Annotated in this window: 24 protein-coding genes; 10 read left to right on the top strand and 14 right to left on the bottom strand. The window is 68.4% G+C overall.

The annotated features are described in order from the left end of the window. Nucleotides 1-139: 139 nt before the first annotated feature. The 3 genes from SB751_RS18320 to SB751_RS18310 form a co-directional block, all read right to left on the bottom strand. Entirely contained in the window at nucleotides 140-1,468 is a 1,329-nt protein-coding gene (locus tag SB751_RS18320) for a nitrate- and nitrite sensing domain-containing protein (protein WP_250025514.1), read from the bottom strand. 122 nt (nucleotides 1,469-1,590) lie between these two features. Further along, nucleotides 1,591-3,063 (bottom strand): YncE family protein, encoded by a 1,473-nt coding sequence (locus SB751_RS18315; RefSeq protein ID WP_144196435.1) that lies wholly within the window; start codon nucleotides 3,061-3,063, stop codon nucleotides 1,591-1,593. Between the two features lie 12 nt (nucleotides 3,064-3,075). Next, on the bottom strand, nucleotides 3,076-3,534 hold the full coding sequence (locus SB751_RS18310; RefSeq protein ID WP_410748275.1) for a DUF305 domain-containing protein: 459 nt from the start codon (nucleotides 3,532-3,534) through the stop codon (nucleotides 3,076-3,078). A 164-nt stretch (nucleotides 3,535-3,698) separates the two neighbouring features. Between SB751_RS18310 and SB751_RS18305 the strand changes: the two genes are divergently transcribed. The 5 genes from SB751_RS18305 (at nucleotide 3,699) to SB751_RS18285 (ending at nucleotide 6,666) form a co-directional block, all read left to right on the top strand. Continuing rightward, complete coding sequence (locus tag SB751_RS18305; protein WP_144196437.1) at nucleotides 3,699-4,340, top strand: DUF2239 family protein; 642 nt, start codon at nucleotides 3,699-3,701, stop codon at nucleotides 4,338-4,340. Between the two features lie 91 nt (nucleotides 4,341-4,431). Further along, complete coding sequence (locus tag SB751_RS18300) at nucleotides 4,432-4,734, top strand: ArsR/SmtB family transcription factor (protein WP_144196438.1); 303 nt, start codon at nucleotides 4,432-4,434, stop codon at nucleotides 4,732-4,734. An 81-nt stretch (nucleotides 4,735-4,815) separates the two neighbouring features. Then, the gene (locus SB751_RS18295) at nucleotides 4,816-5,805 is read left to right on the top strand and encodes a zinc-dependent alcohol dehydrogenase family protein (RefSeq protein ID WP_144196439.1); all 990 of its coding nucleotides are present in this window, start codon (nucleotides 4,816-4,818) and stop codon (nucleotides 5,803-5,805) included. A 17-nt stretch (nucleotides 5,806-5,822) separates the two neighbouring features. Continuing rightward, nucleotides 5,823-6,203, top strand: a complete 381-nt coding sequence (locus tag SB751_RS18290; protein WP_211943170.1) for an antibiotic biosynthesis monooxygenase family protein — start codon at nucleotides 5,823-5,825, stop codon at nucleotides 6,201-6,203. Beyond that, entirely contained in the window at nucleotides 6,190-6,666 is a 477-nt protein-coding gene (locus SB751_RS18285) for a RidA family protein (RefSeq protein ID WP_144196441.1), read from the top strand. The genes SB751_RS18290 and SB751_RS18285 overlap by 14 nt, the downstream gene beginning before the upstream one ends. Here SB751_RS18285 and SB751_RS18280 read toward each other — a convergent pair. Beyond that, nucleotides 6,647-7,897 (bottom strand): MFS transporter, encoded by a 1,251-nt coding sequence (locus SB751_RS18280; RefSeq protein WP_144196442.1) that lies wholly within the window; start codon nucleotides 7,895-7,897, stop codon nucleotides 6,647-6,649. The genes SB751_RS18285 and SB751_RS18280 overlap by 20 nt on opposite strands. A gap of 35 nt (nucleotides 7,898-7,932) precedes the next feature. Next, entirely contained in the window at nucleotides 7,933-8,946 is a 1,014-nt protein-coding gene (locus tag SB751_RS18275; RefSeq protein ID WP_144196443.1) for an aldo/keto reductase, read from the bottom strand. Between the two features lie 107 nt (nucleotides 8,947-9,053). Here SB751_RS18275 and SB751_RS18270 point away from each other — a divergent pair, with 107 nt between their 5' ends. Further along, nucleotides 9,054-9,950, top strand: coding sequence for a LysR family transcriptional regulator (locus tag SB751_RS18270; protein ID WP_144196777.1), 897 nt, complete (start codon nucleotides 9,054-9,056; stop codon nucleotides 9,948-9,950). A 62-nt stretch (nucleotides 9,951-10,012) separates the two neighbouring features. Here the strand turns inward: SB751_RS18270 and SB751_RS18265 are convergent, their stop codons facing one another. Further along, entirely contained in the window at nucleotides 10,013-11,017 is a 1,005-nt protein-coding gene (locus SB751_RS18265) for a porin family protein (protein ID WP_144196444.1), read from the bottom strand. A gap of 123 nt (nucleotides 11,018-11,140) precedes the next feature. Here SB751_RS18265 and SB751_RS18260 point away from each other — a divergent pair, with 123 nt between their 5' ends. After that, nucleotides 11,141-11,845, top strand: a complete 705-nt coding sequence (locus tag SB751_RS18260; protein ID WP_144196445.1) for a dihydrofolate reductase family protein — start codon at nucleotides 11,141-11,143, stop codon at nucleotides 11,843-11,845. Nucleotides 11,846-12,127: 282 nt separating this feature from the next. On the opposite strand, the gene SB751_RS18255 is transcribed toward SB751_RS18260, so the two are convergent. Beyond that, the gene (locus tag SB751_RS18255; protein ID WP_410748274.1) at nucleotides 12,128-13,069 is read right to left on the bottom strand and encodes a LysR family transcriptional regulator; all 942 of its coding nucleotides are present in this window, start codon (nucleotides 13,067-13,069) and stop codon (nucleotides 12,128-12,130) included. 111 nt (nucleotides 13,070-13,180) lie between these two features. Here SB751_RS18255 and SB751_RS18250 point away from each other — a divergent pair, with 111 nt between their 5' ends. The 3 genes from SB751_RS18250 to SB751_RS18240 all read left to right on the top strand — a co-directional run bounded on the left by SB751_RS18250 (nucleotide 13,181) and on the right by SB751_RS18240 (nucleotide 16,618). Then, nucleotides 13,181-15,010, top strand: a complete 1,830-nt coding sequence (locus SB751_RS18250) for a gamma-glutamyltransferase family protein (RefSeq protein ID WP_144196447.1) — start codon at nucleotides 13,181-13,183, stop codon at nucleotides 15,008-15,010. 96 nt (nucleotides 15,011-15,106) lie between these two features. Then, nucleotides 15,107-16,090 carry a Bug family tripartite tricarboxylate transporter substrate binding protein gene (locus SB751_RS18245; protein WP_144196448.1) on the top strand — a complete coding sequence of 328 codons (984 nt, stop codon included), beginning with the start codon at nucleotides 15,107-15,109 and terminating at the stop codon, nucleotides 16,088-16,090. 6 nt (nucleotides 16,091-16,096) lie between these two features. Continuing rightward, the gene (locus SB751_RS18240; protein WP_313818975.1) at nucleotides 16,097-16,618 is read left to right on the top strand and encodes a GAF domain-containing protein; all 522 of its coding nucleotides are present in this window, start codon (nucleotides 16,097-16,099) and stop codon (nucleotides 16,616-16,618) included. 75 nt (nucleotides 16,619-16,693) lie between these two features. Here the strand turns inward: SB751_RS18240 and SB751_RS18235 are convergent, their stop codons facing one another. From SB751_RS18235 to SB751_RS18205, 7 genes are all read right to left on the bottom strand, one after another. Continuing rightward, nucleotides 16,694-17,416, bottom strand: coding sequence for an MgtC/SapB family protein (locus SB751_RS18235; RefSeq protein ID WP_149138121.1), 723 nt, complete (start codon nucleotides 17,414-17,416; stop codon nucleotides 16,694-16,696). Between the two features lie 45 nt (nucleotides 17,417-17,461). Further along, a complete protein-coding gene (locus tag SB751_RS18230; protein ID WP_186296773.1) occupies nucleotides 17,462-18,412 on the bottom strand; it encodes a pyridoxamine 5'-phosphate oxidase family protein in 951 nt (316 codons plus the stop codon). Between the two features lie 36 nt (nucleotides 18,413-18,448). Beyond that, nucleotides 18,449-19,060, bottom strand: coding sequence for a glutathione S-transferase (locus SB751_RS18225; RefSeq protein WP_313818976.1), 612 nt, complete (start codon nucleotides 19,058-19,060; stop codon nucleotides 18,449-18,451). A 123-nt stretch (nucleotides 19,061-19,183) separates the two neighbouring features. Beyond that, nucleotides 19,184-20,083: a LysR family transcriptional regulator gene (locus SB751_RS18220; protein ID WP_410748273.1), complete on the bottom strand. Its 900-nt coding sequence runs from the start codon at nucleotides 20,081-20,083 to the stop codon at nucleotides 19,184-19,186. A gap of 61 nt (nucleotides 20,084-20,144) precedes the next feature. Next, complete coding sequence (locus tag SB751_RS18215; RefSeq protein WP_144196452.1) at nucleotides 20,145-21,137, bottom strand: Bug family tripartite tricarboxylate transporter substrate binding protein; 993 nt, start codon at nucleotides 21,135-21,137, stop codon at nucleotides 20,145-20,147. Nucleotides 21,138-21,169: 32 nt separating this feature from the next. Beyond that, a complete protein-coding gene (locus SB751_RS18210) occupies nucleotides 21,170-22,891 on the bottom strand; it encodes an AMP-binding protein (protein ID WP_410748272.1) in 1,722 nt (573 codons plus the stop codon). A 55-nt stretch (nucleotides 22,892-22,946) separates the two neighbouring features. After that, nucleotides 22,947-26,252 (bottom strand): carboxyl transferase domain-containing protein, encoded by a 3,306-nt coding sequence (locus SB751_RS18205; RefSeq protein ID WP_410748271.1) that lies wholly within the window; start codon nucleotides 26,250-26,252, stop codon nucleotides 22,947-22,949. Nucleotides 26,253-26,325 lie beyond the last annotated feature (73 nt).

The following is a 26,325-nucleotide window of genomic DNA, read 5'->3' as shown; positions in this document are numbered from 1 at the left end:
AGTGCAACGCAGGTTCCATGCCCGCCGCGGGGTGGGGCCGGGAAGGGGCCGGGTTGGGGCCGGGTTGGGGTGAGTGACGATCCCGGGGGCGTTGGTAGTGCATGGCCCGCCCGCTTTTGGTGCGCGTGGGTGGCCGGGTTCAATCCTGGTGCCGATCGTCGTCCTGTGGGGGCAGGGCGAGGCCGGTGAGGGACAGGGTGGCTTCGGCGATGTCCGCCAGCCGGCGATTGTTGTCCATCGACGCCTTCTGCAGGGCCCGGAAGGCGGCGTCCTCGCTGAGCCCCATACGGGCCATCAGCGCATTCTTGGCGCGCTCGATCACCTTGCGCTCCTTGAGCGCGCGCCGGGCCGCATCGAGTTCCACTTCGGTCTGGGCCAGCCGTGCCGACTGCTGGCGCAGCAGGCGCTCCAGCGACGTGACCGTGGTGGCGTGCACGTCGGCAGGCCCGTTCGCGGCATCGGGCATGCCCGGCAGCACCGGGGCGGCGGCGGGCTGCTCGGCCACATCGAAAAATCGCTCGACGGCATGGGTATGGGGCGGCGGATTGTCCAGCAGCTGGCGCAGCAGCCCGGCCGAATCCTGGAGATCGGCCTGGGAACGCTGGATCTGCGCCTCGCAGGCCTTGCGCAGGTCCTGTACCACCTGCATCTCCAGCGTCCACATGCCGGTGATGACCTCGCTGCACACTTCGAACCATTTCTCGCTGTCATCGTGAACCAGCGCCGCGCCCGGCGGCGTGGTCAGCAGCGTGCGGCGCATGCCGTCCTGCGCGGCAACCGCGGCGCTGGCCTGCCGTTGCCGCCATGCCGCGAGCAGCGTCGGATCGGCAAAGCGCTCGAACATCTGGAAGCTGCGCTGCTGGGCTTCCACCAACTGCTGCACGCGCTGCTGCGCGGTGCCGGCGCAGGTGCCGGAGGCGAACATCTGCGCGCCGACGGCCCGCTCCTGCCCGGCGGCTTCCTTGCCCTGCACGAGGTAGACGAAGGCCACCAGCGGCCGGGCGATGCCCGGGTACATGGCCACATCGGCCAGATGGAAGATCAACTCCAGCAGCGCGGCAATCAGGCGGCTGAATGCCGCCACGGCGTCGTGCGCGGTGGTCTGGCATTGATCGATGGAGTGGCGCAGCGCCGGCAGCGTGGCCAGGTCGAGCTGCACCCAGGCCATCAACGACACCATCGACGCCGTGCCTGTCTGCCCTGTCTGGCCCGCTTCCAGCTGGCTGGCAAAGCGCTCGTCCAGCCGGGACGCGATGTGGACCGCTTCGCCCATCGCCGTCTGGCGCTCCTGCGCCAGCCGTTGCCCACCCGAGGCCAGGAAGATGCTGCTGGCCCCCCGTTCACGCTGCAAGGCGTGGATCAGCTGGCCGATCAGGTCGGCCAGCTCCACACGGCTTGCCATCAGGCGAACGGCCTCGATCTCGAGCTGCTTGGCCCGAAGGACGAGGGTTGAGGCGGAAAGGGGCATTGTTCTGGGAGTGTGGGGCGCGGCCGGGATGGGTACTACGCATTTGCTGGGTAGTACGCAAATGTCGTGCCATTTGTATCATCCGTGCCGCGCCTTCCCTGCCTCTCTGTCCCGCTGTCCGCCTACAGTGCCTGCACCTGCACAGGCGCGCCGGGTTTGCCATTTTCCGACGGGGCGATCACGAGATAGCGGCGCGCGCCGGCCCCGGCATCGTCCCGCACCACCTGCCGGATCGGGCCAATCGCGTTGACGATGGCCGAGCCGGCCGGATTCGTCATGAAGGCGGCGAGCGGCTCCAGCGGGCCGCCGCCGTCCGCGCGGCTGGCGAGCGCCAGCACATAGGCATGCTTCGGTTGCAGCCCGGTGGCCGATGCCTGCAGGACCTGGAGCAGCCCCTGGTCGAACAGCGTGACGCTGGTCGGCGCATGGTCGGTGGCCACCGGCTTGCCGTTCACGACGCCATGCAGCTTCAGCTGCGTGGTCTGCCCGGCTACCCCCAGCGGCTGGAGCCCCTGCGTGCCGTCGCCCTCGGGCACGGCGTTCGGCACATAGGCGATGGCCTGCGGCGCCTGCCCGACCGGCACGTTGGCCACCACCTGGTTGGTGGCGGTGTCGATGGCGGTCAGCTGGTCGGCGTTCTCCAGCCCCACGTAGATGCGGGTGCCGTCGCCCGAGGGCCAGATGCCGTGCGGCAGGCTCCCCACCGGAATCGTGGCCACCTGGGAGAAGTCGTCAGTCCGGAACACCTTGACCTGATTCAGCCCGCCCACCGTGATATAGGCGAAGTCGCCCGCCGCCGTGTGGGCGAAGTTGACGTGGTTGGTGATCGGGCCCGTCTCCAGCGTCTTGATCAGGCGGAAGGGCGGGCGGGCCTCGAACACCTGGGCCTTGCCGATGTCCTTGAGCGTGAACCAGACCTGCCTGCCGTCAGGCGTGGCGGCGATGTTCGGGCAGAACGGGCTCTCCTGCTTCACGCGCCCCACGATCTGGTGGTCGGCCACGCTGACCACCGCCGTTTCCGGGTTGAACGACGAGCAGATGTAGCCGTACTTGCCATCGGGCGAGAAGATCTGCATGCCCGGGCCGTCGGCCACGGTGATGCGGGTCTTTTCCTGGAACGTGGCGGCGTCGATCACCGAGATGTAGTTCTCCCCGCGCACGGTGACCCAGACCTCCTTGCCGTCCGGCGTGTAGAACGCCTCGTGCGGAGACCGTCCCACATAGGTGACGTGCTTGACGGCATTGGTGGCGGTGTCGATGAACGACACCGAGTTCGATCCGATCGACACAACGGCCAGGGTGCGGTGATCCGGCGAGAAGCCCATGCCGTGCACCAGCACCTGGCCGCGATACAGCGGGCTGAAGTTGCCGGGCGCGGGGTCGCCCAGGCGGATGACGCCCAGCAACCGGTTGTCCGCCGGGTCCGTCACGGAAACCGTATTCGAGAACTGCTCCGCGGCGTAGAGGCGGTCCCGGTGGCTGATAGGCACGTCTGGCGCCGCCGAAGACCCTGGCGCCTGACCGGCCAGGGCCGCGCCGGCCGCGCCGAGCAGCAGCATGAGGGAGAGGGTGTTCCTGAGGGCGTGTCTTGTCATGGTCGGGGCGATTCAGTGCGCGTGAGCGGAATGGTTGGGGGGAGTCGGTTGGGTCGCCGGTTGGGTCGTTGGTTGGACCGGATCGGGCCGGGTAGGCGCCGGCGTGGAAGGCGGGAGGGGCTGCCCCAGCGCCAGCCGCATCGCGGCAATCTCCTGCAACTGGTCGACGATGATTTCCTGCGCGATGCGCCGGAGCTGCTCGTTCTTGCCGTGGCGCAGTTCGGCCATGGCCATGTCGATGGCGCCCTGATGGTGGGGAATCATCATCGCGACGAAATCCTCGTCGACGTTGCCGCTGGGCTTGACCGCCATGTCGTCCATCATCTTCGTCATGGCGGCATCGCTCTCCGCCAGGAACGCGGCGCCGTCAGGGCCGGCGGGCGGCGCCGCGACGGCGGGCAGCGCAAGGGCGGCCAATAGCGGCAGGACAAACCGGAGGGTGGATCTTGGTGATCGTGGAAGACTGGGCACGGGGCTCCTCGCGAAGGGCGGCGGCCTCACGCGAGGCCACATGCCCGGTAAACGCAGGGCACCCGGCGGTTATTCCATGGCGGGGTGCGGCAAATTTATACCCGGGTAATATTGACTTTAATTTTATCCGGGTATAAATTGCGGCCATCACCAAGGGGCAAACCATGAATCCAACTGAAATCCTTCCGTCCCATATCGCCTTCGAGGGCCATCGACGCCTCGCCTCCGGCCCGCTCGGCGTGGTCGCACTGGCGGTCAGGCGCGCAATGGAAGGGAAAGCCAGCGGCCCGGTGCTGGTCTTCGACAACGCCACCGGGCGCACCATCGACATCGACACACGCGGCAGCGATGCGGAGATCGTCGCCCGGTTCCAGCCGGAGGGCGGGGATGCCGCCGCCGATCAGGACGACACCCCGGACACGCCGCGCGGCAGGGGCCGCCCGAAACTCGGCGTCGTGGCGCGCGAGGTCACGCTATTGCCGCGTCATTGGGACTGGCTGGCCCAGCAGCCGGGCGGGGCATCCGTGGCGCTGCGAAAGCTCGTGGAAGAGGCACGCCGCGCGAATGCGCATGGCGACAATCGCCGCGCGGCACGGGAGCGGGCGTATCACTTCATGTCGGCAATGGCCGGGGATCTCCCGGGTTTTGAGGAGGCGGCACGGGCGCTGTTTGCGGATGAGCGGGGCCGCTTGGGGGAGTTGATCGCCGGATGGCCCGAGGACGTGCGCGGGCATGTGGTTTGGTTGGGGTTTGGGGAGGGTGCGGAGGAGGGTGCGGAGGAGAACGGCGAGCAAGTTGAGGGCTGAGGGCGGGCCGCCCCAGCACGACGAATGCGGTGAAGCAGGCACCGGCTGCACCCTTCATTGACATATCGGGAAATGTCGATATACTGCCGTCATGGACCTGCTCGAAATTTTCAAAGCCCTCTCGAACCGGACTCGGCTCGAGATCCTGCGCGGCCTGAAAGACCCCGTGAAGCACTTCCCGCCCCAGGATGAGGGCGATGTTCACACGGTGGGCGTTTGCGTGAGCAGCATCCAGGAAGGGGTCGGGCTGTCGCAATCAACGGTGTCGGATTACCTTGCCACCCTGCAACGCGCGGGCCTGGTCGAGGTCCGGCGCATCGGACAGTGGACCTACTACAAGCGGAACGAAGCAGCCATCAGCGCTCTCACCCAGCTCATCGGGAAGGAGCTTTGATTTTTTGCCTGCCTGTTTTTTGCCTCTTTATATCGATATTTCCCGATATCCCTTTTTATCGAAACACACCGGAGAAACGCAATGAAAGCACTGGTACTGAAAACATTCGGCGGCCCTGACGCGTTCGCACTTTGGGACGTACCCAAGCCCGCGCCTCAGGCGGGACAAGTCCTGGTCCGGGTCGAGGCCACCTCGATCAATCCCCTGGACTATCAGGTCCGGCGCGGTGACTACGCCGACCTGGTGCCGCTGCCCGCCATTACCGGCCACGACGTCTCTGGCGTCGTCGAAGCCATCGGCCCCGGCGTGACGGCCTTCACCCCCGGCGACGAAGTCTGGTACACCCCGCAGATCTTCGACGGCCCCGGAAGCTATGCCGAATACCACGTTGCATCCGAGAACATCGTCGGGAAGAAGCCTGCGTCCCTGAGCCACCTCGAAGCGGCAAGCCTGAGCCTCGTTGGCGGAACGGTGTGGGAAGCGCTGGGCGCGCGTGCGGCGCTGCGCGTGGGAGAAAGCATCCTGATCCACGGCGGGGCGGGCGGCGTCGGCCATATCGCGATCCAGGTCGCGAAGGCGATGGGCGCCCGGGTATTCACGACCGTACGCGATGCCAACTTCGAGTTCGCAAGACGCCTGGGGGCCGACGTGGTCATCGACTATCGGAAAGAGGATTACGTCGACGCGATCCTGCGCGAGACAGGCGGCCAAGGCGTCGATGTCGTGCTCGACACCGTCGGCGGCAACACGCTGTCCCGCAGCCCCGACGCCCTCGCCCAGCTCGGCCGCGTTGTCTCGATCGTCGATACCGCGCAGCCGCAGAACGTGATACAGGCATGGGGCAAGAACGCGAGCTACCACTTCGTGTTCACACGACAGAACCGCGGCAAGCTCGATGAACTGAGCGCATTGGTCGAGCGCGGCCAACTGCGGCCGCACGTCGGCGCTGTCTATTCCCTCGCCGACATCCCCCTCGCCCACGCCCGACTCGAGCGTTCCGACAACGGCCTGCAGGGAAAGATCGCGATTGCGGTTGGGCCGCTGGCGCAGCGCGACCGTGCAAACGCCTGAGCCATTGAAGGAACAGCATGATCTACGAAATTGCCCTGCTGCCCGTCCGCAAGGAACACCTCGACACGTTTACCGATGCGTTCGCCAGGGTCGCGCCGCTGCTCGCCCGGGCGAAGGGCTATGGCGGCCATCTGCTTGCACAGGGCATTGAAACGCCCGAAGTCTTCAACCTCATCGTACGATGGTCCTCGCTCGAGGATCATCGGCTGGGTTTCGAACCGAGCGAAGACCATCAGACGTTCATGGCCGGGTTGGAGGCATACCTGGCGGGAGAGCCGACGGTCTATCACGTTGCAGAGAGGGGTGGGGACCAAGCGTCGTCTCAGACAAACGCAGCGCAATCGATTACGCTTTACCCTTTCGACAGCGTCGGTGAAGGTGCCTATGACAAGAGATGACAAGCTGCGGCAGATCGCGGCGGAATTCGGATTTGATCCGGACGAGGAAATCAAGATCGGTGGAAAGTACACACCTGTTTTGGTTGATGGCAACGTAGCCTACGTTGCTGGCCAAATCCCGCGAGTTGGAGAAACGGTGCGCTTCGTTGGCGTAGTGGGCGAATCCATTTCGCTCGACGAGGCGCGCCGTGCAGCAGGGACTTCGACGCTGCGTGCCCTGTCCCTCATCAAAAAAAGCTGCGGAACGCTCGACGCCATCCAGGCGGTGCCGCGCATCACCGTATTTGTGCGCAGCGCGCCAGACTTCACGATGCAGAGCGAAGTGGCCGACGGCGCATCCGACGTCCTGTATTCGGTGCTGGGCGACGTCGGCATACACACTCGCTCGTCTGTTGGTGTACTGCAATTGCCAAAAGGCGCGTCGATAGAAGTGGATTTTATTTTTACGATACGGCCTGCGTAGTGGCGTCAATCGTTTGGTGAGATTGCTTGCGGGAAATCCGCAGGAACCACACAAGACCGGCCAGCGTCAGGGCAAAGCCGGCCCACACGGCTGACAGCAGCCCGTGGCCCTGCGCGATGGCCTGCCCGCCCGTCCACGCGCCAATGGCGTTGGCCACGTTGAGCGCCGCCAGGTTCATTGCGCCCATCAGCGTCGGCGCATCCGGAGCGGCCTGGGTGAGCCGGACCTGGATGGTCGGGATCGCCACCATCATCGTTGCGCCCACCGCAAACAGGCCCGCCATCAGGACACCGGCGTTCTGGCCGCCCATCGCCAGCAGCGCCATGGCGACCAGCGCGCTGCCGAAGCCGGCTGCCACGCCCCGCGTGGGATGACGGTCGGCCAGCCAGCCGCCGAGGACGTTGCCCAGCGTCATGCCGACGCCGAAGAGGGCCAGCGCAATCGGAATCCAGTGCTCGCCGAGCCGGGCGCCGTCGGTGACGAAGGGGCCAATAAAGGTGTAGACGGCGAAGATGCTGGCCACGCCCAGGGCGGCCACGGCCACCATCGCCCAGACGGCCGGGGAGTTCAGGGCCCGAAGCTCCTGCAGCACCGGCCCGCCGTCCAGCGCGCTGGAGCGCGGCACCCAGGCCCATAGCGCCACCAGCGACAACAGGCCCAGTGCCGACACGGCCAGATAGGCATTGCGCCAGCCAAGGGTCTGGCCCATCAGCGTGGCCAGCGGCGACCCCACGATGGTGGCGACGGTCAGGCCCGTCATCACCAGCGCAAAGGCCCGCCCACCCTGACCCGGCCCGACGATGTAGGAGGCCACCACGGCGCCCGCGCCGAAGTAGGCCCCTTGCGGAATGCCGCTCAGGAAGCGCGCCAGCGTGAAGCTGACCAGGCCGGTTGCCACCGACGACAGCACATTGCCCAGCACGAAGACCCCCATCAAGGCCAGCAACAGGTGCTTGCGGTTCAGCTTGGCGGCCAGGATCGTGACGGCGGGGCCGCCCAGCACCACGCCCAGGGCATAGGCCTCGATGGCGTGCGTGGCGGTGGTCAGGTCGAGTTCCAGGCCCGCGGCAAACTGCTGGAGCAGGCCCATGCTGGCGAATTCGGACGTACCGATCGAGAAGGTGCCGAGTGCCAGTGCCAGCAGCGTCAAGGTCCTGCGGCTGATCTGGCGGGCGTCGGTGCAGTGCGTCTTCGTCGAGTTGCACTGGGGTTCGTAGGCTTGGTTGTGCATGGCGGTTCTCCCGGGCGGTGGTTCAAGACAGGGTGTCAGACGCCATGCGGCAGCGGTGCATCCGGATGCACCAGTCCGGCCTGGCGCAGTTCGCGCCAGAAGTCGGCCGGCACCTGGGCCGCCAAAGCGGCGCGGTCTTCGGCGATGCGTTCCGGCCGGCTGGCGCCGGGGATCACGGCTGCCACGGCCGGATGAGCCAGCGAGAACTGCAGGCCGGCCGCCTTCATGGTCACGCCGTGGCGATCGGCGATTGCCTTGATCGCCTGCACCCGGTCCAGGATCGCCGGCGTCGCCGGGGCGTACTCGAAGTTGGGGCCGCCGACCAGCGCGCCGGAGCTGTAGGGTCCGCCGACCACGATGCCCAGGCCGCGGGCGGCCACCTGCGGCATCACCCGCTGCAGGGCCCGCGAATGGTCCAGCAGCGTGTAGCGGCCGGCGAGCAGGAAGCCGTCCGGCCGCGGGCCCTGCAGGTCGAGCAGCAGCTCAATGGGCTCGACCCGGTTCACGCCCAGTCCCCAGGCGCGGATCACGCCTTCGTCACGCAGCCGGTCCAGCGCCTTGAAGGCCCCCTTGCGTGCGGTCTCGAACACGCCGAGCCACTCGTCACCGTAGAAGTCCTGCGCAACATCGTGCACCCACACGATGTCGAGCCGGTCGGTCTTCAGGCGCTGCAGGCTGTCCTCGATCGAGCGCAGCGTCGCCGCCTCGGAGTAGTCGTTGACGATCCGGTTGGCGCGGCCGTGCCGGAACACGTCGCCCTTCTCGCCCAGGTCACGGGCGGAGACGTCCTCCACCTCGTCCAGGACCAGGCGCCCGACCTTGGTGGCCAGCACGACGCTGTCGCGGTCGCGGCCGGCCAGCGCGTCGCCCAGGCGCGCTTCCGCCAGGCCGGCGCCGTAGAACGGCGCGGTGTCGAAGAAGCGGATGCCGTCCTGCCAGGCGGCATCGACGGTCGCCTGCGCCTCGGCTTCGGGAATGGCGCGGAACATGTTGCCCAGCGGTGCGGTGCCGAAGCCCAGGTGGCCGGGGATGAGGTTCTTGAGGGACATGGTGCTCTCCGTTTCGGTGGTGGTATGAGCGAATGATCGGCGGTAGCCAGTGATTCATCCAATTTATTTCCTATAATTCAGTTTTATTGACGACGATATATGTCCGGATGCGGTACGACCTGAACCTGTTGCCGATCTTCGTGGCGCTGATGGAGGAGCGCAGCGTGACCCGCGCCGCCGACCGCCTGGGCATGACGCAAGCGGCGCTTTCCAACGCACTGTCGCGCCTGCGCATCGTGCTGCAGGACCCGCTGTTCATCCGTGAGCGCTATGGCATGCGGCCCACCGCGAAGGCCGAGCAACTCGCACCCGCGCTGACCCAGGCGCTGGCTGCGATGGACACGGTGGTGCTGGGGCAGCGGGACTTCGACCCGTCGCGCGCCGATGAGGTCGTCACGATCGCCCCGAACAGCTACGTGGAGTTTGTGCTGGTGCCCGCGCTGGTCGCCCGGCTGAGCGTGCTCGCGCCAGGCATTCAACTGCGCACGCTGCCCTTCGGCACCGACCTCGCCGAGACGGGCGTGACCTCAGGCACCACCGCGATGGTGCTGGGCCGGATCAGCGATGCGCCAGACAATCTCGTCGTACAACACATTGCGGACGATGGCCTGGCCTGCGTGGTGCGCGCTGATCATCCGACGATCGACAGCCGGATCACGAAGGCGCAGTACGAGCGACTGAAGCACGTCAACGTGCTGCCCCCGGGCCGCCTGCGCGCCGGCCTCTTCCAGGCCCTGGACCGTCAGGGGCTCAAGCGTGAAGTGGTGGTGTCGGTCACGCACTTCGCGACCATCTCCGAGATTGTCGCGGCCACCGACTACTGCGCTACGCTCCCCCAACTAATTTGCCGACGCCTGGCCCACGACCCGCGCCTGAAAGTAGTGCCTGCGCCGGTCGACCTCGGAACGTTTCCGCTGCACATGGCATGGCACGTGCGCTATCGGCAGGACCCGGCGCACATGTGGCTGCGGACCCTGGTCGCCGAGGTGGCGGGTTCACTATGATGGTTGGGGCGGTCAGCCGCCGTCAGCCGCCGTCAGGAACAGTCAGAAGCCATAAGAAGCCGTCAGAAGCGGTAGCCGAGCCCGGCGAGGAACATGTCCGTATCGCGGTTGTATCCGGTCAGGGTTCGGTTCCATGACAGGCGTGCCAGCCAGTGATCACCGACCCGGTAGCTCGTGGACAGCGTCAACAGGCCGGCCCAATGGGACGGCGAGGGGTCCGCGCCGGGGCCGCTGACCTGCAGGCTGGTCGCGTAGTAAGGCCCGGCACCGAAACCCAGCGTCAGCCGGTCTCCCAGGAAGGCCCCGGATACCCAGGCCTGCGATGCCACGCCCCGGCGCCGGACGGCGTTGGCGCTGCCTTCGTCGAGGTAGCTGACCGTCCCTTCCACATAACGCCAAAGCTGGCGCCGATATTCGAGCGCACCGCCAAAGACCATGTCCGAATCGAAGTCGTTGACGACAACGCCACCCAGCAGGACGGTCAGTTCGTTGGGCGTGGCGTCTTTGCCGCGGGAAGCCGATCCCACGACGGGCCCTGGCAGGTGGTCGCGGTCGAGCTGATAGCCCACGCCAAGGAGGAGCGTGTTGGACTGGAAGCCCGAGGTCTGCCACGTCCGGTTAAAGCGCACCTGCAACATCCAGGGGCCCCCGACGTACCAGGTGGCCGCCGCGCTGGCCAACACCCCGACGCCGTGCTGGTTTTCGTAGCTGCCATCGGGCTGGTGGCTGGTGGTGTCGAAATAGAGATAGGGGCCGGCGCCCAGCGAGAGCGCCAACTGCCTGTCCAGCGCGAGGTAGCGCCACCAGAGCTGGGCACTGTGCCCGTCGCGGTGATGGCCGGTGATATGGCCCTCGTTCAGGTAGGTATAGCTGGCGTACCAGTGCTCCGTCAGGTTTTGCTGATAGACGTAGGCATAGGCGTAGCTACGGTCGTCGTCGGCCTGGATTGGCGGGTGGGTGTAGAAGCCGCCGAGCAGCAGCACTTCCTGGCCATGTGCGGCAAGGGGTGCCAGCCACAGGAGTCCTGCGGCGAAGGGCGTCAACCAATGACAACGGGCGCTGGACATCGGTCTCCGCCTTGACGTGGTGTGAACTCGAATTATCCTAGCAGCGGAAAATGGGGAACCCCAAGAAAGTGGCGTATGCTCCACCCTTCATTCACCTGTCAGGCGTCTACACGGAGGACAACCATGGCACGCGTTCGCGTTGAGGGCTTCACTATCTCGCTCGATGGATACGGAGCAGGTCCGGATCAGGACATCAACAATCCGCTCGGCGTTGGCGGGACGGATCTGCACCACTGGCTATTCCCAACACGCACCTTTCAGCAGACCTTGTTCGGCAAGGACGGCGGTACGGCCGGGGTGGACGACGATTTTGCTGCCCGCGGCTTTCAGAATGTCGGGGCATGGATTCTTGGGCGGAACATGTTCGGGCCCATTCGCGGGGACTGGCCGGACGCAAACTGGAAAGGCTGGTGGGGAGATAATCCGCCGTATCACGTTCCAGCCTTCGTCTTGACCCATCATCCTCGTCCTTCCATCGAGATGGAGGGCGGCACGACGTTCCATTTCGTAACCGGAGGCATTCACGAGGCGCTCCGCCGTGCACGCGAGGCCGCTGGCGGAATGGACGTGCGGATCGGCGGTGGGGCGGACACAATCCGGCAATATCTTCGCGAGGGCCTTGTTGACGAACTGCACATCGCCATCGCGCCGGTCTTGCTCGGCCGGGGAGAATCGCTGTTCGGAGGGCTCGACTTGCGGGCGCTGGGATACGCATGCGTTCAATCCGTAGCGTCGGAGAAGGCCACGCATGTCGTGCTACGGCGCCAAGGGCCCAAGGACGCCGCAACGGACGCCGCAACGGACGCCGGCTTGCCGCTGTCTTCCTGAGAGGATTCCGTGAACATTCGTCGGTTCGTCAGCAAGACGGCCGAGCTTTTTTCGCGCGCCACGGCTTTCATGTGGTCGAGCGAAACTTTCCAGTCTGTCGGGGCGTGACGCTGGAAAACGCCCTGATGCGAAAGGTGCTTTGACCAAAAAAAATCCCGCGACGAAGCCGTCGCGGGTGCGGGTACAAATGTCGAGGGGTCAATCACGACAGGCTCATTGTCCATGAATGTATGAGACATTGTCGTCCCCACGCACGGAGGGCACGCACTCCAAGTTAAGTGATTATTTGGCCGCTTCTCTCAGTGCCTCCACCAGCGACGTCATCAGTTCGTTGTCTTCCAGCCCCCGCCGCCACATGATGCCGACGGGCGGCAAGTCCCAGCTCAGCGCAAAGGGCAGGGTAGCGGCGCCGCCCAGCTCCACCAGTTCGGCCGCCACCGAGCGCGGCACGATGGTGATGGCGTCCGGCTGGCGGCGCAGCAGGGTGGCCATCGGCTTGATCGAGTAGGTCTCCACCGTGGGCAGCGGCGGGGCCACGCCGGCCACCGCGAACATCGTATTTATCGTGCGGCGCACCGGCGTATGCGGGGGCGGCAGGATCCAGTCCCGTTCCGCCAGCCGCTTCCAGTCCAGTCCGGCACGGGAGAGCCGCGCGGCGGCGTCCGCCGGCACTACCAGCACCGGCTCCTCCCGATACAGCGGCTGCTGGGCGATGTCCTCGCCGGCCAGGTAGAACGAGCGCGCGATCACGCAATCGAGTTCGTGCTGGCGCAGCGCGTTGACCAGTTCATCGGTGGTCCCTTCCCGCACCAGCATCGAGATACGCGGCGTGTGGCGCAGGCCGAAGTCCAGCGCGGCATCGAGCAAGCCGCGCGCCACGTAGGGAATCACGCCGATCCGCAGCCGCCCGCGCAGGCCGGCTTCGATCACCGTCAGCTCGCGCCCCAGCGCCTCCGCGTCGGCCAGCGCCGTGCGCGCGTGGGCCAGCACGGCCACGCCGGTGGGCGTCGGCTCCAGGCCCTGGCGCGTGCGGGTGAACAGCGGTGTCAGGAAGATGTCCTCGATCTCGCGCAGCGCCTTGGTCACGGCCGGCTGGGAGAGATTGAGTTCGGCGGCCACGCGCGAGACGGAACGCTGGCGCTCGAGCGCCAGCAGCAGCGGCAGATGCCGCAGGCGCAGGCGCGAAACGACGTTGTGGAGCAGCTTGTCGGACGAAATCGGCATGATGGGCGAAGGAGCGATATAACCAAATGGTAATGCAACAATAATTTTTTCGCCGTTTGCAGTTATTCCGGACTCCTATACTCAAATGCATTCGATACCAGTCATTACGCCATGTTCACCACCCGTCCGGAAATCGTTGGCACCTTCGGCGTTGCCGCTTCCACCCACTGGCTTGCCACGCAGACCGCGATGGGCGTGCTCGAGCGCGGCGGCAATGCCTACGACGCAGCCGTGGCCGGCGGCTTCGTGCTCCAGGTGGTGGAACCGCACCTGAACGGCCCGGGCGGCGAAGTGCCGATCCTCTATTGGGATGAAAAGACACGCGCGATGCGGTCAGTCTGCGGCCAGGGCCCGGCGCCCGCGCTGGCGGACCCCGAGGCGCTGCGCGCCCAGGGCATGGAACTGATGCCCGGCATCGGCCTGATGCCCGCCACCGTGCCCGGCGCGTTCGGCGCGTGGCTGACCATGCTGCGCGACCACGGCACGTGGTCGCTGGCGGACGTGCTCGCGCCTGCCATCGGCTATGCGCGCGATGGCTTCCCGCTGGTGCCGCGCATCTCGCAGGCCATCCTGGCCGTGCAGGCGCTGTTCCGCGACGAATGGCACAGCTCTGCCGACACCTGGCTGCCCGATGGCAAGGTGCCGCGCCCCGGCGCGCTCCATCGGCTGCCGGTACTGGCCGATACCTATACGCGTATCGTCGAGACCGCCCAGTCCAGGAGCGACTCCCGCACGGGCCAGATCGACGCCGCCATGGATTGCTGGTACCGCGGCTTCGTGGCCGAGGCGATCGACGCCTACTGCCGCGACACCCCGGTGCGCGACACCACCGGCGAGAAGCACACCGGCCTGCTGCGTTACGACGACCTCGCCCAGTGGGCGCCCACGGTGGAGGCCCCGGTAACGCTGGACTTCGGCCGCTACACCGTGGCCAAGTGCGATATCTGGAGTCAGGGGCCGATGTTCCTGCAGCAGCTCGGCATGCTGCGCCACGCCGGGCTGGAGGCCCACGCGCCCACGTCCCCCGAATTCGTCCACAAGATTGCCGAGGCCGCCAAGCTGGCGATGGCCGACCGCACCGCCTGGTACGGCGACCCGCGCTTTACGGAAAGCCAGCTCTGCGCGCTGCTCGATCCGCACTACCTGGCCGCGCGCGCGGCGGGCATCGGCGAGCAGGCCGCGCTGACCATGACGGCGGGCACGCTGAACGGCCAGGCGCCGCGCATGCCGGACCTCGACGTGGCCACGCGCACGCTGGCCACCGCCGACGTGCGCTTCGGCGTGGGCGAGCCCACCTTCGCCGCGCTGCCGCCCGTGACCGAATGGGCCGAGCGCGAGCTGTTCGTGGGCGATACCTGCCATATCGACGTGATCGACCGCCACGGCAACATGGTGGCGGCCACGCCGTCCGGCGGCTGGCTGTCGTCGAGCCCGACGATTCCGTCGCTCGGCTTCGCGCTGAACACCCGCCTGCAGATGACCTGGCTCGAGCCGGGCCTGCCGAACACGCTGGCACCGGGCAAGCGCCCGTGCACCACGCTGTCGCCGTCGATGGCGCTGCGCGACGGGGAGCCGTACATGGTTTTCGGCACGCCCGGCGGCGACCAGCAGGACCAGTGGTCCCTGGCATTCTTCCTGCGTCATGCCGTGCATGGCATGAACCTCCAGGAGGCCATCGACGCGCCGGCCTGGCATATCGATCATTTCCCGGGTTCGTTCTGGCCGCGCCAGACCGTGCTCAACCGCATCAGCATCGAGTCGCGCTTTCCGGCGGCCACGCTGGAGGCGCTGCGCGCGCGCGGGCACGAGGTGCGCGTGGGCGACGACTGGTCCGAAGGCCGCATGTCGGCCTGCTCGCGCGAGCGCGATGCCCAGGGCCGGCTGGTGCTGCGCGCGGGCGCCAATGCGCGTGGGATGCAAGGCTATGCCGTGGGCCGCTGACGGGGCGGCAGGCATGGGAAGTATCGCGGAAGCGGTATCGCACAAACAGTCGGCCCGCACGGGGCGGTCCGCACGAAGACAGAGGGAGTTGCAGTCATGAGGTCCGTAGTCAAGAACCTGCTGCGCGGTGCCGCCGCGCTGGCATTGTCGTTCGCCGCCATCTCGGGGGCTGGTGCCGCCGATGCCTATCCGACGAAGCCGATCACGCTGATTGTGCCCTGGGCCGCCGGCGGCTCCACGGACATCCTGGCGCGCGTGCTGTCCGAACACCTGACCAAGTCGCTCGGCCAGCCGGTCATCGTCGACAACCGCCCCGGCGCCTCGGGCAATATCGGCTCGGCCACGGTGGCGCGCGCCCAGCCGGACGGCTACACGCTACTGGTCGGCTCGATGAGCACCCACGCGATGAACCCCTCGCTGATGCCCAACATGCCGTTCAAGGGCGTGGAGGACTTCACCCCGCTGGGGCTGCTGGCCTATGTGACGAACACCATGGTGGTGCATCCGTCCGTGCCGGCGAAGAACGTCAAGGAGCTGATTGCCTACGCCAAGGCCAATCCGGGCAAGCTGGCCTACGCCAGCGCCGGCTCCGGCTCCACCAACCACCTGAGCGCGGTGCTGTTCGCCAAGATGGCCGGCGTGGACATGCTCCACGTGCCTTACAAGGGCGGCGCCCCGGCCGTGGTGGACCTGGTGGCGGGCCAGACGCAACTGCTGTTCTCCGCCGGCACCCAGACGCTGCCGCACGTGAAGGCCGGCAAGCTGCGCCTGCTGGCGGTGACCGAAGCCAAGCGCTCGCCGCTGCTGCCGGACGTACCCACGGTGGGCGAGACCCTGCCCGGCTATGAGCTGTCCGTGTGGTACGGCGCCTTCGGCCCGAAGAACATGCCGGCCGAGCTGGTGACGCGCCTGAACAGCGAGATCAACCGGATCATGACGCTGCCCGAAGTGAAGGCCAAGATGGACAGCATCGGCGTGGAAACCACCACGTCCACGCCGCAGGCGTTCGGCAAGATCCTGCGCCGCGACGCTGACCGCTACGGCAAGCTGATCCGCGAGCTCGGCATCAAGGCGGAGTAAGGGTCGATGGTTGCGAATGTCGCGATGGTCAATCTAGCCAATCTGGCGCGGCTTAACACGCTGTGCGACCAGTTGCGCCACGCGGCGACGCCGGTGGCCGTGCTGGATGCGGTGGGGCAGGCCACGCTGGACCTGCTCGGCCCCGGCCTGCTGACGATCAACACGTGGCAGGCCGAGACCGGCGAAATCGGGCGGCTGTGGTCGTCCGACCCGGCCGCCTACCCGGTGGGCGGCAAGAAGGTCAAGGGCGACACCGCGTGGACGCGCCAGCTGCTGGTGCGCGGCGAGGTCTTCGTCGGCGAGGGCGACGCGGCGCTGGCCGCCGTCTTCGACGACATCGCCGTGATCCGTGGGCTGGGCCTGAATGGCGTGGTCAACGTGCCGCTCTGCGAGGGTGGCCGGGTGATCGGCACCTTCAACTACCTGACCGCCGTGGAAAGCTGGACGGGCGACCAGATCACCGTGCTGCGGGTGCTCGGCCAGATGGCCCTGCCTGCGGTGGCGGCACTGGCCCCGGCCAGCCGCTGAGCCGGCCGCCGAGCCAGCCGCTGAGCCAGCCGCTGAGCCAGCCGCTGAGCCAGCCGAACCCCGGCGCCGGCACCGCTACTCGGTAGTGCTGGCGCTCCAGAAGGCCTGGCTGACCACGCTCGTGGCGCCCAGCCTGGCGACCATCGCGTCGAGCGCGTCGCCATCCACCGACGCAGCGGCCAGCACCGCTTCGATCTCCACATCCTGTTCGCCGAACGCCCGCACCTCCAGGTCGCGGGTGGGGTAGGCGGCCGCTTCCAGCGCTTCTTCCAGCAGCCGCATGGCGAGTTTCTGGTGCTCGCGCGCGGTAATCACGTGCACGGTATGGGTGACTTCCACGGCGGGCGTGTCGATGGGCTGGCGGTTGATGCGGTCCACCACGGGCCGCAGCAGCGTGTTGGCGGCCAGCACGAACAGCGCGCCGATAGCCGCCTCCATGATCAGGTCCGCCCCGGCGCACGCGCCGACCGCCGCCGACCCCCACAGCGTGGCCGCCGTGTTCAGGCCACGCACATTGCCTTCCTCGCGCATGATCACGCCGGCGCCCAGGAAGCCGATGCCGGACACCACGTAGGCCACCACGCGCACCGCCCCATCGTGGCCGGCAAGGTGGTTGGCCATATCCACGAAGATGGCCGCACCCACGGCCACCAGCACGTTGGTGCGCAGCCCGGCCGTGCGCTGGCGGTACTGGCGCTCGTAGCCGATCATGCCGCCGAGCACGAACGCGGCGGCGAGGCTGATCGCGGTATCGAGCAGCGATTGCGGATTGATGTTTTGCAGCGCTTCCAGGGACATGATCGCGGACTCCGGGGCCAGGCGTCGCGCGATTGTGTCACAGGGCTATGGCCGGGGCAAAGCGTCCGGGGCGTGCCAGACCAGCGGCAGCGCCGCCTCGCGCCAGATCACGCGGTCCGGTATCACGCGCCAGAGGCGCTCGGCGCCTTCCCAACCCGGGTGTAGGGCGATCTCCGGGGAGTCGGTCAGCACCTCGGCCCGGCCCGAGAGCTGGAGCAGGTTGCCCGTGGTGTAGTCCACGAAGGCCAGCCCGGCGATCGGGTTGGCGGCCAGGTTCCCGAGCGTATTGAAGAAGCGGTTGCCCGAGAAGTCAGGAATCGTCAGCCCGCCGTCCGCATCGAGCCGCACGAAGCCGCGCGGCCCGCCCCGGTGCGACACATCCACCTGCCGGCTGCCATCGGCCAGATCCACGTAAGACGCCACGAAGAAGGTATCCGCGCCGGCGATCAGCGCGCGCGCCCGCTCGTCCAGGGCGGGCAGGACCTGCGGCGGCTGGTCGGCCGCCACGCCGGGATCGCGCGTGAAATCGAACGCGCGCTGCTGGATGTACTGCGGGCAGTTGCCGAAGCTCTGGCCCACGGCCAGCCGGAAGCCGTCCGGGCCGGTGCGCTCCACCCGGCCGTTCATGCGGTTGCGGCGCCGCGTCATGGGGTCGATGCCGAGCAGGCCGAGGGCGTTGCCGTCATCCATGCCGGCGTCGGCCGGGTCGGCGGGCTCGCGCGCCACCGCCACGTTCAGCGCGCGCGGGTCCGGCGAGTGCAGGAAGCCGGGCGCCCCGGCGCGCAGCGTGGCCCAGACCCGCCCATCCGGCGCCACCGCGCCGAGCACGACCAGCGGCAGCTGGGCGAAGAAGTCGCGGTGCTGGTCAGGCATGTAGTCCCGCACCACGCGCGGGCCGATCTCGGCCATGCGCGCCTGCACGCCGGCGCGCGCCTGGAGCAGGCGTTCGCCGGTGTGCCAGGGCAGATCGGGGAGGAGGGCGGCGTGGGGGGACATGTTGGGCTCCGGTAGGGTGGACAGCGGGGGCAGCAATCAGGCGGCGAGCCCGACGGCGGTCTTCTGGAACGGCACGAATCCGGGCAGCGCTTCCACGCGGGCCAGCCATTGCCGCACGTGGGCGTAGTCGGCCAAGTCCACAAAGCCTTCGGGCGCGCTGGCGGTGTAGCTGTACAGCGCCACGTCGGCAATCGTCGGCTGATCGGCGGCAATCCACTGGCGGCCGGCCAGCGCGCGGTCCATGCGGCCCAGCACCAGATGCGCCCGGGCAATGACCTGCTCGCTGTTCAGCGGCGCGCCGAACACGGTAATCAGCCGTGCCGAGGCCGGCCCGGCCGCGAGGTCGCCCGCCGCCACGGACAGCCAGCGCTGCACGGCGGCGGCGCCGGCGGGGGTCTCAGGGAGCCAGTCAGTGCGGCCCAGCGTCTTGGCCAGATAGACCATGATTGCGTTGGAGTCCGGCAGCACGGTGTCGCCGTCCACCAGTACCGGCACCTGGCCGAACGGGTTCAGGGCCAGGAATTCGTGCGTCTTGTGCGCACCGGCGCGCAGGTCCACGTCGATGAGATCGACCGGCTGGCCGATCAGGCCGAGGAACAGCCGAACGCGGTGGGAGTGGCCGGAGAGGGGGTAGGCGTACAGTTTCATGTCGGATCCTGGTTGGGGATGCTTCCGACTATAGGTGCCTTCCAGCGCACGAAAAACCGCCGCCGCCAGAAGGCACTCTTGCGCCAACGCGAAGAATGCCGGGTTGCCGCCTGCCGAGCCGCCCTAGCGCAGGGACGGCGCGGCGCGCAGGGTGTCGATGGCGAGGTCCAGGAAGGCGCGCACCTTGTGCATCGCGTGGCGGCCCTCGCGATGGATCACGTTGATCGGCAGCGGCGCCGGCTCGAAGTCCGCCATCACGATCTGCAGGCGGCCGTCGCGCAGTTCATCGGCAATCTGGTACGAGAGCACGCGCGCCAGCCCGAAGCCGTCCACGGCCGCCGCGATGGCGGAATCGTTGGTGGTAGTGGCCATGCGCGGGGAGAGCCGCGTGGGCGTGATCTCGCCGCCGGTCAGGAAGCGCCATTCCGGCAGGGTGGAGATGCCGGTGGTCTGGATCACGGTGTGCGCCGCCAGGTCCGCCGGCTTTGCCGGCACGCCTTGCCGCGCCAGGTAGGCGGGCGACGCACAGACCACGCGCCGCACATGGCCGACCGCCACCGCCTGGAGCGAGGAGGCGGGCAGGTCGCCAATGCGGATGCCGACGTCGATGCCCTCGTCCACGAAATTGACGATGCGGTCGATAAACAGGCAGTTGACGTCCACCTCCGGGTAGCGCCGCAGGTACTCGACCACGATCGGCGTGACGAAACGGCGCCCGAACAGCACCGACGCCGTGATCGACAACTGCCCGCGCGGCGCCAGGTGTGCGCCCGTGGTGGCCAGTTCGGCCTCGTCGATCTCGGCCAGGATGCGCCGGCAGTTCTCGTAGTAGGCGGCGCCGGTGTCCGTGGGACGCACCAGCCGCGTGGTGCGCGTGAGCAGCCGCACGCCCAGGTGGGCTTCGAGGTCGGTGACGATGCGGCTGACCACCGACAGCGAAATATCGAGCTTGCGCGCGGCCGCGGTGAAGCCTCCGCTTTCCACCACGGTGACAAAGGTCTTCATGGCCTGCAATCGATCCACGCGTGCTCTCCCCGAAACGATCCGGGGAGTATATCGGGAGACGCGGGCTTACAGCGTGGCCTTACGAAGCCACCTTGATCCCCGACTGGCTGACCAGCGCCTGCCACACCTGCTGGTCGCGCTTGAGCAGGGCGCCAAACTCCGGCGCCGTGGTGCCGCGCGGCAGCATGCCGCTATCCGCCAGCATCCTGGCGCCGGCCGGGGACTTGACGATGGTCGCGATCTCGGCGGACAGCCGCTGCACCAGCGGGGCGGGCGTTTTGGCCGGGGCCAGCATGCCGATCCAGCCGATCGACTCGAAGCCCGTGAAGCCGGCTTCGGTAAAGGTCGGCACGTTCGGCATGGACGGCACGCGCGCCGGTCCCAGCGTGGCGAGCACCTTGATCCGGCCGGCGTCGCCATAGGTCTTGGCCATCACCGTGGAGACGAAGCCGGCGGGCAACTGCTTGGCGAGCAGATCCGCGATGGCGGCGGTGTCGCCCTTGTACGCCGCGTGCACGATGTTGAGGTTGGCCTTGCGTTTGAGCAGTTCGCCGTACAGATGGCCGGTGGAGCCCACGCCGAGGCTGCCGTAGGCCGAGCCGGGGTTCTGGCGCGCGTACTCGACGTACTCCGCCAGCGTTTTGGCCGGCGTGGCATCGCTGGCGACGAAGACCTGCGCGGCATCGGCCACCAGCGTCAGCGGCTCGAAATCGGTCATCGGGTTGTAGAGCGGCTGCGGCTGGATCAGGGGGCTCTGGATCAGCGCGGTGTTGGTGAACAGCAGCGTGCGCCCGTCCGGCGCCGCCGAGGCCACGGCTGCCGCGCCGATCATGCCGGCTGCGCCGGGGCGGTTGTCCACGATCACGCTGGTCTTCAGCGAGGCGCCGAGCTTGTCCGCGATAAAGCGCGTGATGGCGTCCGTGGAGCCGCCGGGCGGGTAGGGCAGCACGATCCGGATCGGGCCGCTGGGCGCCGTGGAGGCGGGCTGCTGCGCCCAGGCGGGGCGGCCGAGGGCCAGGCCGCCGAGCGTGGCGGCGGACAGTTTGAGCAGGGTGCGTCGCGGCGTGTTCATGGGTGTCTCCTCTTGATCTTGTTGTTCCGGGCCTACTGTTCGAGCTGCGCCTGCAGTTCCACCTTGCGGACCTTGCCGGTGGCCGTCATCGGCAGCTCCGCCACCACGCGGATCTCCGGCACCTTGTAGCTCGCCATATGCTCCCGGCACCAGGTAAGGAGGTCGTCGCCGGAGACGGCGGCATGCTCGGGGCGCAGCCGGATGAATGCCACTGGCACCTGCCCGCGCTCCGGATCGGGGCGCGGCACCACGGCCGAGCCGAGCACAGCCGGATGCCGGCCCAGCAGTACTTCCAGTTCGGACGGAAACACGCTCATGCCGCGCACCTTGATCATCTCCTTGCGACGGCCGAGGAAGTGGAGATAGCCGGCCTCGTCATAGGCGCCGATATCGCCGGTATGGAACCACCCGTTGCGGAACACCTCGGCGTTGGCCTCCGGGCGGCCCCAGTAGCCCTTGAACAGCGAGGGCGTGCTGACCACGATCTCGCCTTCCCCGCCCACCGGCAGCACTGCGCCGGTCTCGAAATCGCAGATCTTGATGCGGGTGCCGGGCACGGGCAGGCCCACGAAGATCGGGCGGCCGTGCAGGTCCATGTCGTCGGTCTGCATGCCGGTGGTGAAGGTGTCGCTGGTGTGGGTCTCGGTCATGCCCCAGGCGCCTTCGGCCAGGATGCCGCCGGTCAGCGCCAGCCACTGGCGGCGCAGGTCTGGCGTGAGCTTGCGGATGAACGACGCCACGCGCGTGTGTTGCAGCGTGCGCAGGTCGTGCCGGGGGAGGTCCGGGTGCTGGAGCAGTTCGACGATGCTGTCCACCACCATGAAGGTCCGGTTCACGCGGTAGCGCTCCACGGCGGCCATCACCGCCGCGGGGTCCCAGCGCGCCAGCAGCACCAGCGTGGCGCCGCTGAAGATCGGGTAGATCAGGCCGAGGTTCTCACCGGCGATCCAGAACATCGGCAGGAAATTCAGCATCACGTCCGGTGAGGGCTGGGCCGGGTCGCGGCCCGCCTGCCCGCTGGCCACCGCCAGCGAGGCGGCGGCGGTGTACAGCATGTCCCGCTGCGTGTGCATGCAGCCTTTCGGCATGCCGGTGGTGCCGCCGGTGTAGTTGAGCGCCGCCAGGGCGTCCAGGTCCACCTGCGCGTCGCGCACGTTGCCCGTGCACAGGCGCACGGCGGTCATCAGGTCGATGGTGCCGGCGTGCTCGACGGGCGGCGCGCCCAGTCCGGCCGGCACCGGCAGCGTGGGCTCGGCCGGCAGGAACTCGCCCGGCGAGGTGCGGAACACCGTGGCCACGGGCGTCTGCGCCTTCACGGCCATCAGCATCGGCACCAGCGAATCGAGGGCGATGACGGTGGTGGCGCCGGCATCGTTCAGTTCGTAGGCCAGCTCGTGTTCCTTGAACAGCGGGTTGACCGGCACGTACACCGCGCCGATCTTGAGGATCGCGTAGAACACGATATGGAACTGCGGGCAGTTGCCGAGCAGCACGGCCACGCGCTCGCCCGGTCCCGCGCCGTGGCCGCGCAGCAACTCCGCGCAGCGTTCGCTGAGGTCGTCGAGTTCGGCATAGGTGAGCGTGGTGCCGTAGTAGACCAGCGCCGGGCGGTCTGGCTGCACGCGCGCCCAGGCGCGCAGGGTGTCACCCAGGCCGATCTCGCCGTGCGGGTAGTGCGGCGCGGTGGGCAGGCCCGCCGGCCAGATGCGGGCGTGGCGGGCGTCCAGGTCGGCAAAGAAGGCGGTCTCTTCCATCGTGTCTCCGGGGCGTTGGACGAACAAGCGCAGGGGAAGGGGGCTTCCCCGGGGGTTACCAGGCGTCTACGTAGCGGCGCGGCGGGGTGTCGCGCGGGGCGGGCTCCAGTCCCGCCAGCAGCCAGCGGCGTGTCTCGGCGGGATCGATCACGGCGTCGATCTCCAGCCCGGCGGCGGCGTTGATCGCGTGGCCGCGCTCATACATCTGCGCCACCAGCTGTTGGTAGAGCGCGTCGCGCTCGGGGCCTTCGGGCAGCGCTTCGAGTTCCTTGCGGAAGCCGAGCCGCACGGCGCCCTCGAGCCCCATGCCGCCAAACTCGCCGGTGGGCCAGGAGATCGTGAAGGCCGGCGCGCGGAAGCCGCCGGCTGCCATCGCCATCGCGCCGAGTCCGTAGCCCTTGCGCAGCACCACGGCCATGAACGGCACGCGCAGCTTGGCGCCCAGCACGAACAGGCGGGACACGTGCCGCACCTGCGCGCGCGCCTCGATCTCGGGGCCGACCATGAAGCCCGGTGTGTCGATCAGCGAGACGATGGGCAGGCCGTGGGTGTCGCACAGTTGCATGAATCGCGCGGCCTTGTCGGCGGCGTCCACGTCGATGGCGCCGCCGAGGTGGCGCGGGTTGTTGGCGACGATGCCGACCGGGCGCCCCTCGATGCGCGCGAGCGCCGTATGCACGCCGGTGCCGTAGCCGGCGCGTAGTTCCAGCAGGCTGTCCACGTCGGCAATGCCCTGCATGGCCGCCCGCGTGTCGTACACGCGCAGGCGGTTCTCGGGCACTACGCCGCGCAGCAGCAGCGGGTCGGGCGCCTGCCAGTCCTGCGTGCGGCCCTGGAACATCGCCAGATAGTGCTTGGCGGCCTGCACGGCAGCGGCCTCGTCGTCAACGAGCAGGTCCACCACGCCGTTCTGGAACTGCACGGCAGCGGGGCCGATGTCCTCGGGGCGGTACACGCCCAGCCCGCCGCCCTCGATCATCGCCGGGCCGGCCATGCCGATGTTGGCGTCGCGTGTGGCGACGATCACGTCGCAGCAGCCGAGCAGCGCGGCATTGCCGGCAAAGCAGCGGCCCGCCGCGATGCCGATCACCGGCACTTCGCCGCTCAGGCTGGCGAATGCCGCGAACGAGGGCTGGTAGAGGCCGGCCACGGTCGGGAAATCGACATCGCCGGGCCGGCCGCCGCCGCCTTCGGCAAAGATCACCGTGGGCAGCTTCTGGTCGGCGGCGACTTGCAGGATGCGGTCGGTCTTGATGTGGTTGCGCTTGCCCTGCGTGCCGGCCAGCACGGTGGCGTCATAGGCCAGCACCGCGCAGCGGGCTGCCTCGGGTGCGAAGCGGGCGCCGTTGACGCGCCCCGTGCCGGTGATCAGGCCATCGGCAGGGGTGTTGGCGATCAGGTCCTCGGCGCTGCGCCGGCTGGCCTGCGCCGCCACCGCGTAGGCGCCGTACTCGACGAAGCTGTCGGCATCGCACAGGTCCGCCACGTTCTCGCGCGCGGTGCGCTGGGCACGGGCATGGCGCTTGGCCACGGCGTCCGGGCGGGCGGTGTCGGCGAGGAAGGCGTCGCGATCGAACACGCGCTGCAGGTCTGGTCGTACGGCGCGCGGATCGGCGCCTGCGGTGCGGTGCTGCGCCGCACCGGTGGTTTCCATCGGCTCCAGCACCAGCAGGATCTGGTTCTCGGTGGTCTGCGCGCCGGCCCCAAGGCGCACGTCGATCACGCGGCCGGCGGCTTCGGCGACGATGGTGTGCTCCATCTTCATGGCGTCGAGGATGGCCACGGTCTGGCCCGGCTGCACGATGGCGTCCTCATTGACGCGCATCTCGACCACGCGGCCGTTCATCGGCGCGCGGATGGCGATGAGGCCTTCGCCGGGCGCTGCTTCACTGCCCGCAGCCAGCGCACTGGCCGGTACGCCGGCAGGCTGGCCGCTCGTGGCATCGCGGGTGGCAGCCGTGGCAGCGATGCGTTTCGCGTGCTCCAGCAGTTCCGGCAGGATCGCCTCGAAATGGCGCGTATGCACGTGCTGCGTGGCGAAGTCCTCGCGCGCGACCAGCGCCCGCAACAAGTTGATATTGGTCGGCACGCCGTCGATGCGGAACTCGGCCAGCGCGCGGCGCAGACGCCGTACCGCGTCGTCGAAGCGCGGCGCGGCGGCGGTGACGATGAGCTTGGCCAGCAGCGAGTCATAGCCGGGCGGCGGGGCATAGCCGGTATAGCCGTGGGTATCCACGCGCACGTCCGGGCCGCTGGGCGGATCGAAGCGCTCGAGCCGGCCCTGCGCGGGCCGCGCGAAACCCTGGGCGTCGGTGGCCTCGGCATTGATCCGCAGCTGGATGGCAAAGCCGCGCGGTGCCGGCGGCGCCTGCGGGTCGAGCCCCGCCTCGCGCAGCGAGCGCCCCTGGGCAAGGGCAAGCTGCGTCGCCACCAGATCCACGCCGGTCACCTGCTCGGTGATCGTGTGCTCCACCTGGAGACGCGGGTTGGCTTCGATAAAGACGAAGCCGCGCGGCTCGCCGGCCTCCGTGGTCTCCACGAGGAACTCGAACGTCCCAAGGCTGCGGTAGCCCACCTCGCGCGCCATCACCGTGGCGGCATGGAGGATACGCTCGCGCAGGCCCGCCGTGAGTACCGGGCTCGGCGCGATCTCGACCAGCTTCTGGAAGCGCCGCTGCAGCGTGCAGTCGCGCTCGCCCAGCGCCACCACGTCGCGCCCATCGCCAACGATCTGTACTTCCATGTGGCGCGCGCGTTCCACCAGCCGTTCCGCGTAGATCTGGTCCACGCCGAAGGCGCTGCGCGCCTCGGAACGGCAGCGCGCGTAGGCTTCCGCGAGCCCCTGCGCCTCCCGCACGATGCGCATGCCGCGCCCACCACCGCCGCCCACGGCCTTCAGCACGATCCCGTTGCCGTGCTGGGCGTGGAAGAACGCGGTGATGGCGTCGAGGGTGGCCCCGCCCGGCGTGGCCGGCATGACCGGCACGTCGCACTGCGCCGCCAGCGCCAGCGCGCGTCCCTTGTCGCCGAACAGCCCGAGCTGCTCGGGCGTAGGGCCGACGAAGAGGATGCCCGCATCCGCACATGCCTGCGCAAAGTCGGCGCGCTCGCTCAGGAAGCCGTAGCCGGGGTGGATCGCATCGGCGCCGCTGGCGCGCGCGGCGTCGAGCATCGCGTCGATATCGAGATAGGCCGCCGGGCCGCAACCGGGCAGCGCCACCGATTCGTCGGCCAGCATGCGGTGGCGGCACTGGGTGTCGTCGGCGGCGTGGACGGCCACCGTGGCGATGCCAAGATCCTGGGCCGCCCGCTGGACACGCAGCGCAATCTCGCCGCGATTTGCAATCAGAAGCTTCTTCACTGGCTGGATTCCCGAGGTTGACGACGTGGGATGCAAGCCAGACTGTAAGGGGCGGCGGCCACGGTCCACAACG

The sequence above is a fragment of the Cupriavidus sp. SIMBA_020 genome (genome assembly GCF_046535395.1).
GTDB lineage: Bacteria > Pseudomonadota > Gammaproteobacteria > Burkholderiales > Burkholderiaceae > Cupriavidus > Cupriavidus campinensis.
This window is presented reverse-complemented; position numbering and strand designations above follow the sequence as displayed.

Bases quoted from the DNA above. Each gene is read 5' to 3' on its own strand.
- SB751_RS18320 (WP_250025514.1), bottom strand. From the start codon at position 1,468: ATGCCCCTTTCCGCCTCAACCCTCGTCCTTCGGGCCAAGCAGCTCGAG.
- SB751_RS18315 (WP_144196435.1), bottom strand. From the start codon at position 3,063: ATGACAAGACACGCCCTCAGGAACACCCTCTCCCTCATGCTGCTGCTC.
- SB751_RS18305 (WP_144196437.1), top strand. From the start codon at position 3,699: ATGAATCCAACTGAAATCCTTCCGTCCCATATCGCCTTCGAGGGCCAT.
- SB751_RS18300 (WP_144196438.1), top strand. From the start codon at position 4,432: ATGGACCTGCTCGAAATTTTCAAAGCCCTCTCGAACCGGACTCGGCTC.
- SB751_RS18295 (WP_144196439.1), top strand. From the start codon at position 4,816: ATGAAAGCACTGGTACTGAAAACATTCGGCGGCCCTGACGCGTTCGCA.
- SB751_RS18290 (WP_211943170.1), top strand. From the start codon at position 5,823: ATGATCTACGAAATTGCCCTGCTGCCCGTCCGCAAGGAACACCTCGAC.
- SB751_RS18285 (WP_144196441.1), top strand. From the start codon at position 6,190: ATGACAAGAGATGACAAGCTGCGGCAGATCGCGGCGGAATTCGGATTT.
- SB751_RS18280 (WP_144196442.1), bottom strand. From the start codon at position 7,897: ATGCACAACCAAGCCTACGAACCCCAGTGCAACTCGACGAAGACGCAC.
- SB751_RS18275 (WP_144196443.1), bottom strand. From the start codon at position 8,946: ATGTCCCTCAAGAACCTCATCCCCGGCCACCTGGGCTTCGGCACCGCA.
- SB751_RS18270 (WP_144196777.1), top strand. From the start codon at position 9,054: ATGCGGTACGACCTGAACCTGTTGCCGATCTTCGTGGCGCTGATGGAG.
- SB751_RS18265 (WP_144196444.1), bottom strand. From the start codon at position 11,017: ATGTCCAGCGCCCGTTGTCATTGGTTGACGCCCTTCGCCGCAGGACTC.
- SB751_RS18260 (WP_144196445.1), top strand. From the start codon at position 11,141: ATGGCACGCGTTCGCGTTGAGGGCTTCACTATCTCGCTCGATGGATAC.
- SB751_RS18255 (WP_410748274.1), bottom strand. From the start codon at position 13,069: ATGCCGATTTCGTCCGACAAGCTGCTCCACAACGTCGTTTCGCGCCTG.
- SB751_RS18250 (WP_144196447.1), top strand. From the start codon at position 13,181: ATGTTCACCACCCGTCCGGAAATCGTTGGCACCTTCGGCGTTGCCGCT.
- SB751_RS18245 (WP_144196448.1), top strand. From the start codon at position 15,107: ATGAGGTCCGTAGTCAAGAACCTGCTGCGCGGTGCCGCCGCGCTGGCA.
- SB751_RS18240 (WP_313818975.1), top strand. From the start codon at position 16,097: ATGGTTGCGAATGTCGCGATGGTCAATCTAGCCAATCTGGCGCGGCTT.
- SB751_RS18235 (WP_149138121.1), bottom strand. From the start codon at position 17,416: ATGTCCCTGGAAGCGCTGCAAAACATCAATCCGCAATCGCTGCTCGAT.
- SB751_RS18230 (WP_186296773.1), bottom strand. From the start codon at position 18,412: ATGTCCCCCCACGCCGCCCTCCTCCCCGATCTGCCCTGGCACACCGGC.
- SB751_RS18225 (WP_313818976.1), bottom strand. From the start codon at position 19,060: ATGAAACTGTACGCCTACCCCCTCTCCGGCCACTCCCACCGCGTTCGG.
- SB751_RS18215 (WP_144196452.1), bottom strand. From the start codon at position 21,137: ATGAACACGCCGCGACGCACCCTGCTCAAACTGTCCGCCGCCACGCTC.
- SB751_RS18210 (WP_410748272.1), bottom strand. From the start codon at position 22,891: ATGGAAGAGACCGCCTTCTTTGCCGACCTGGACGCCCGCCACGCCCGC.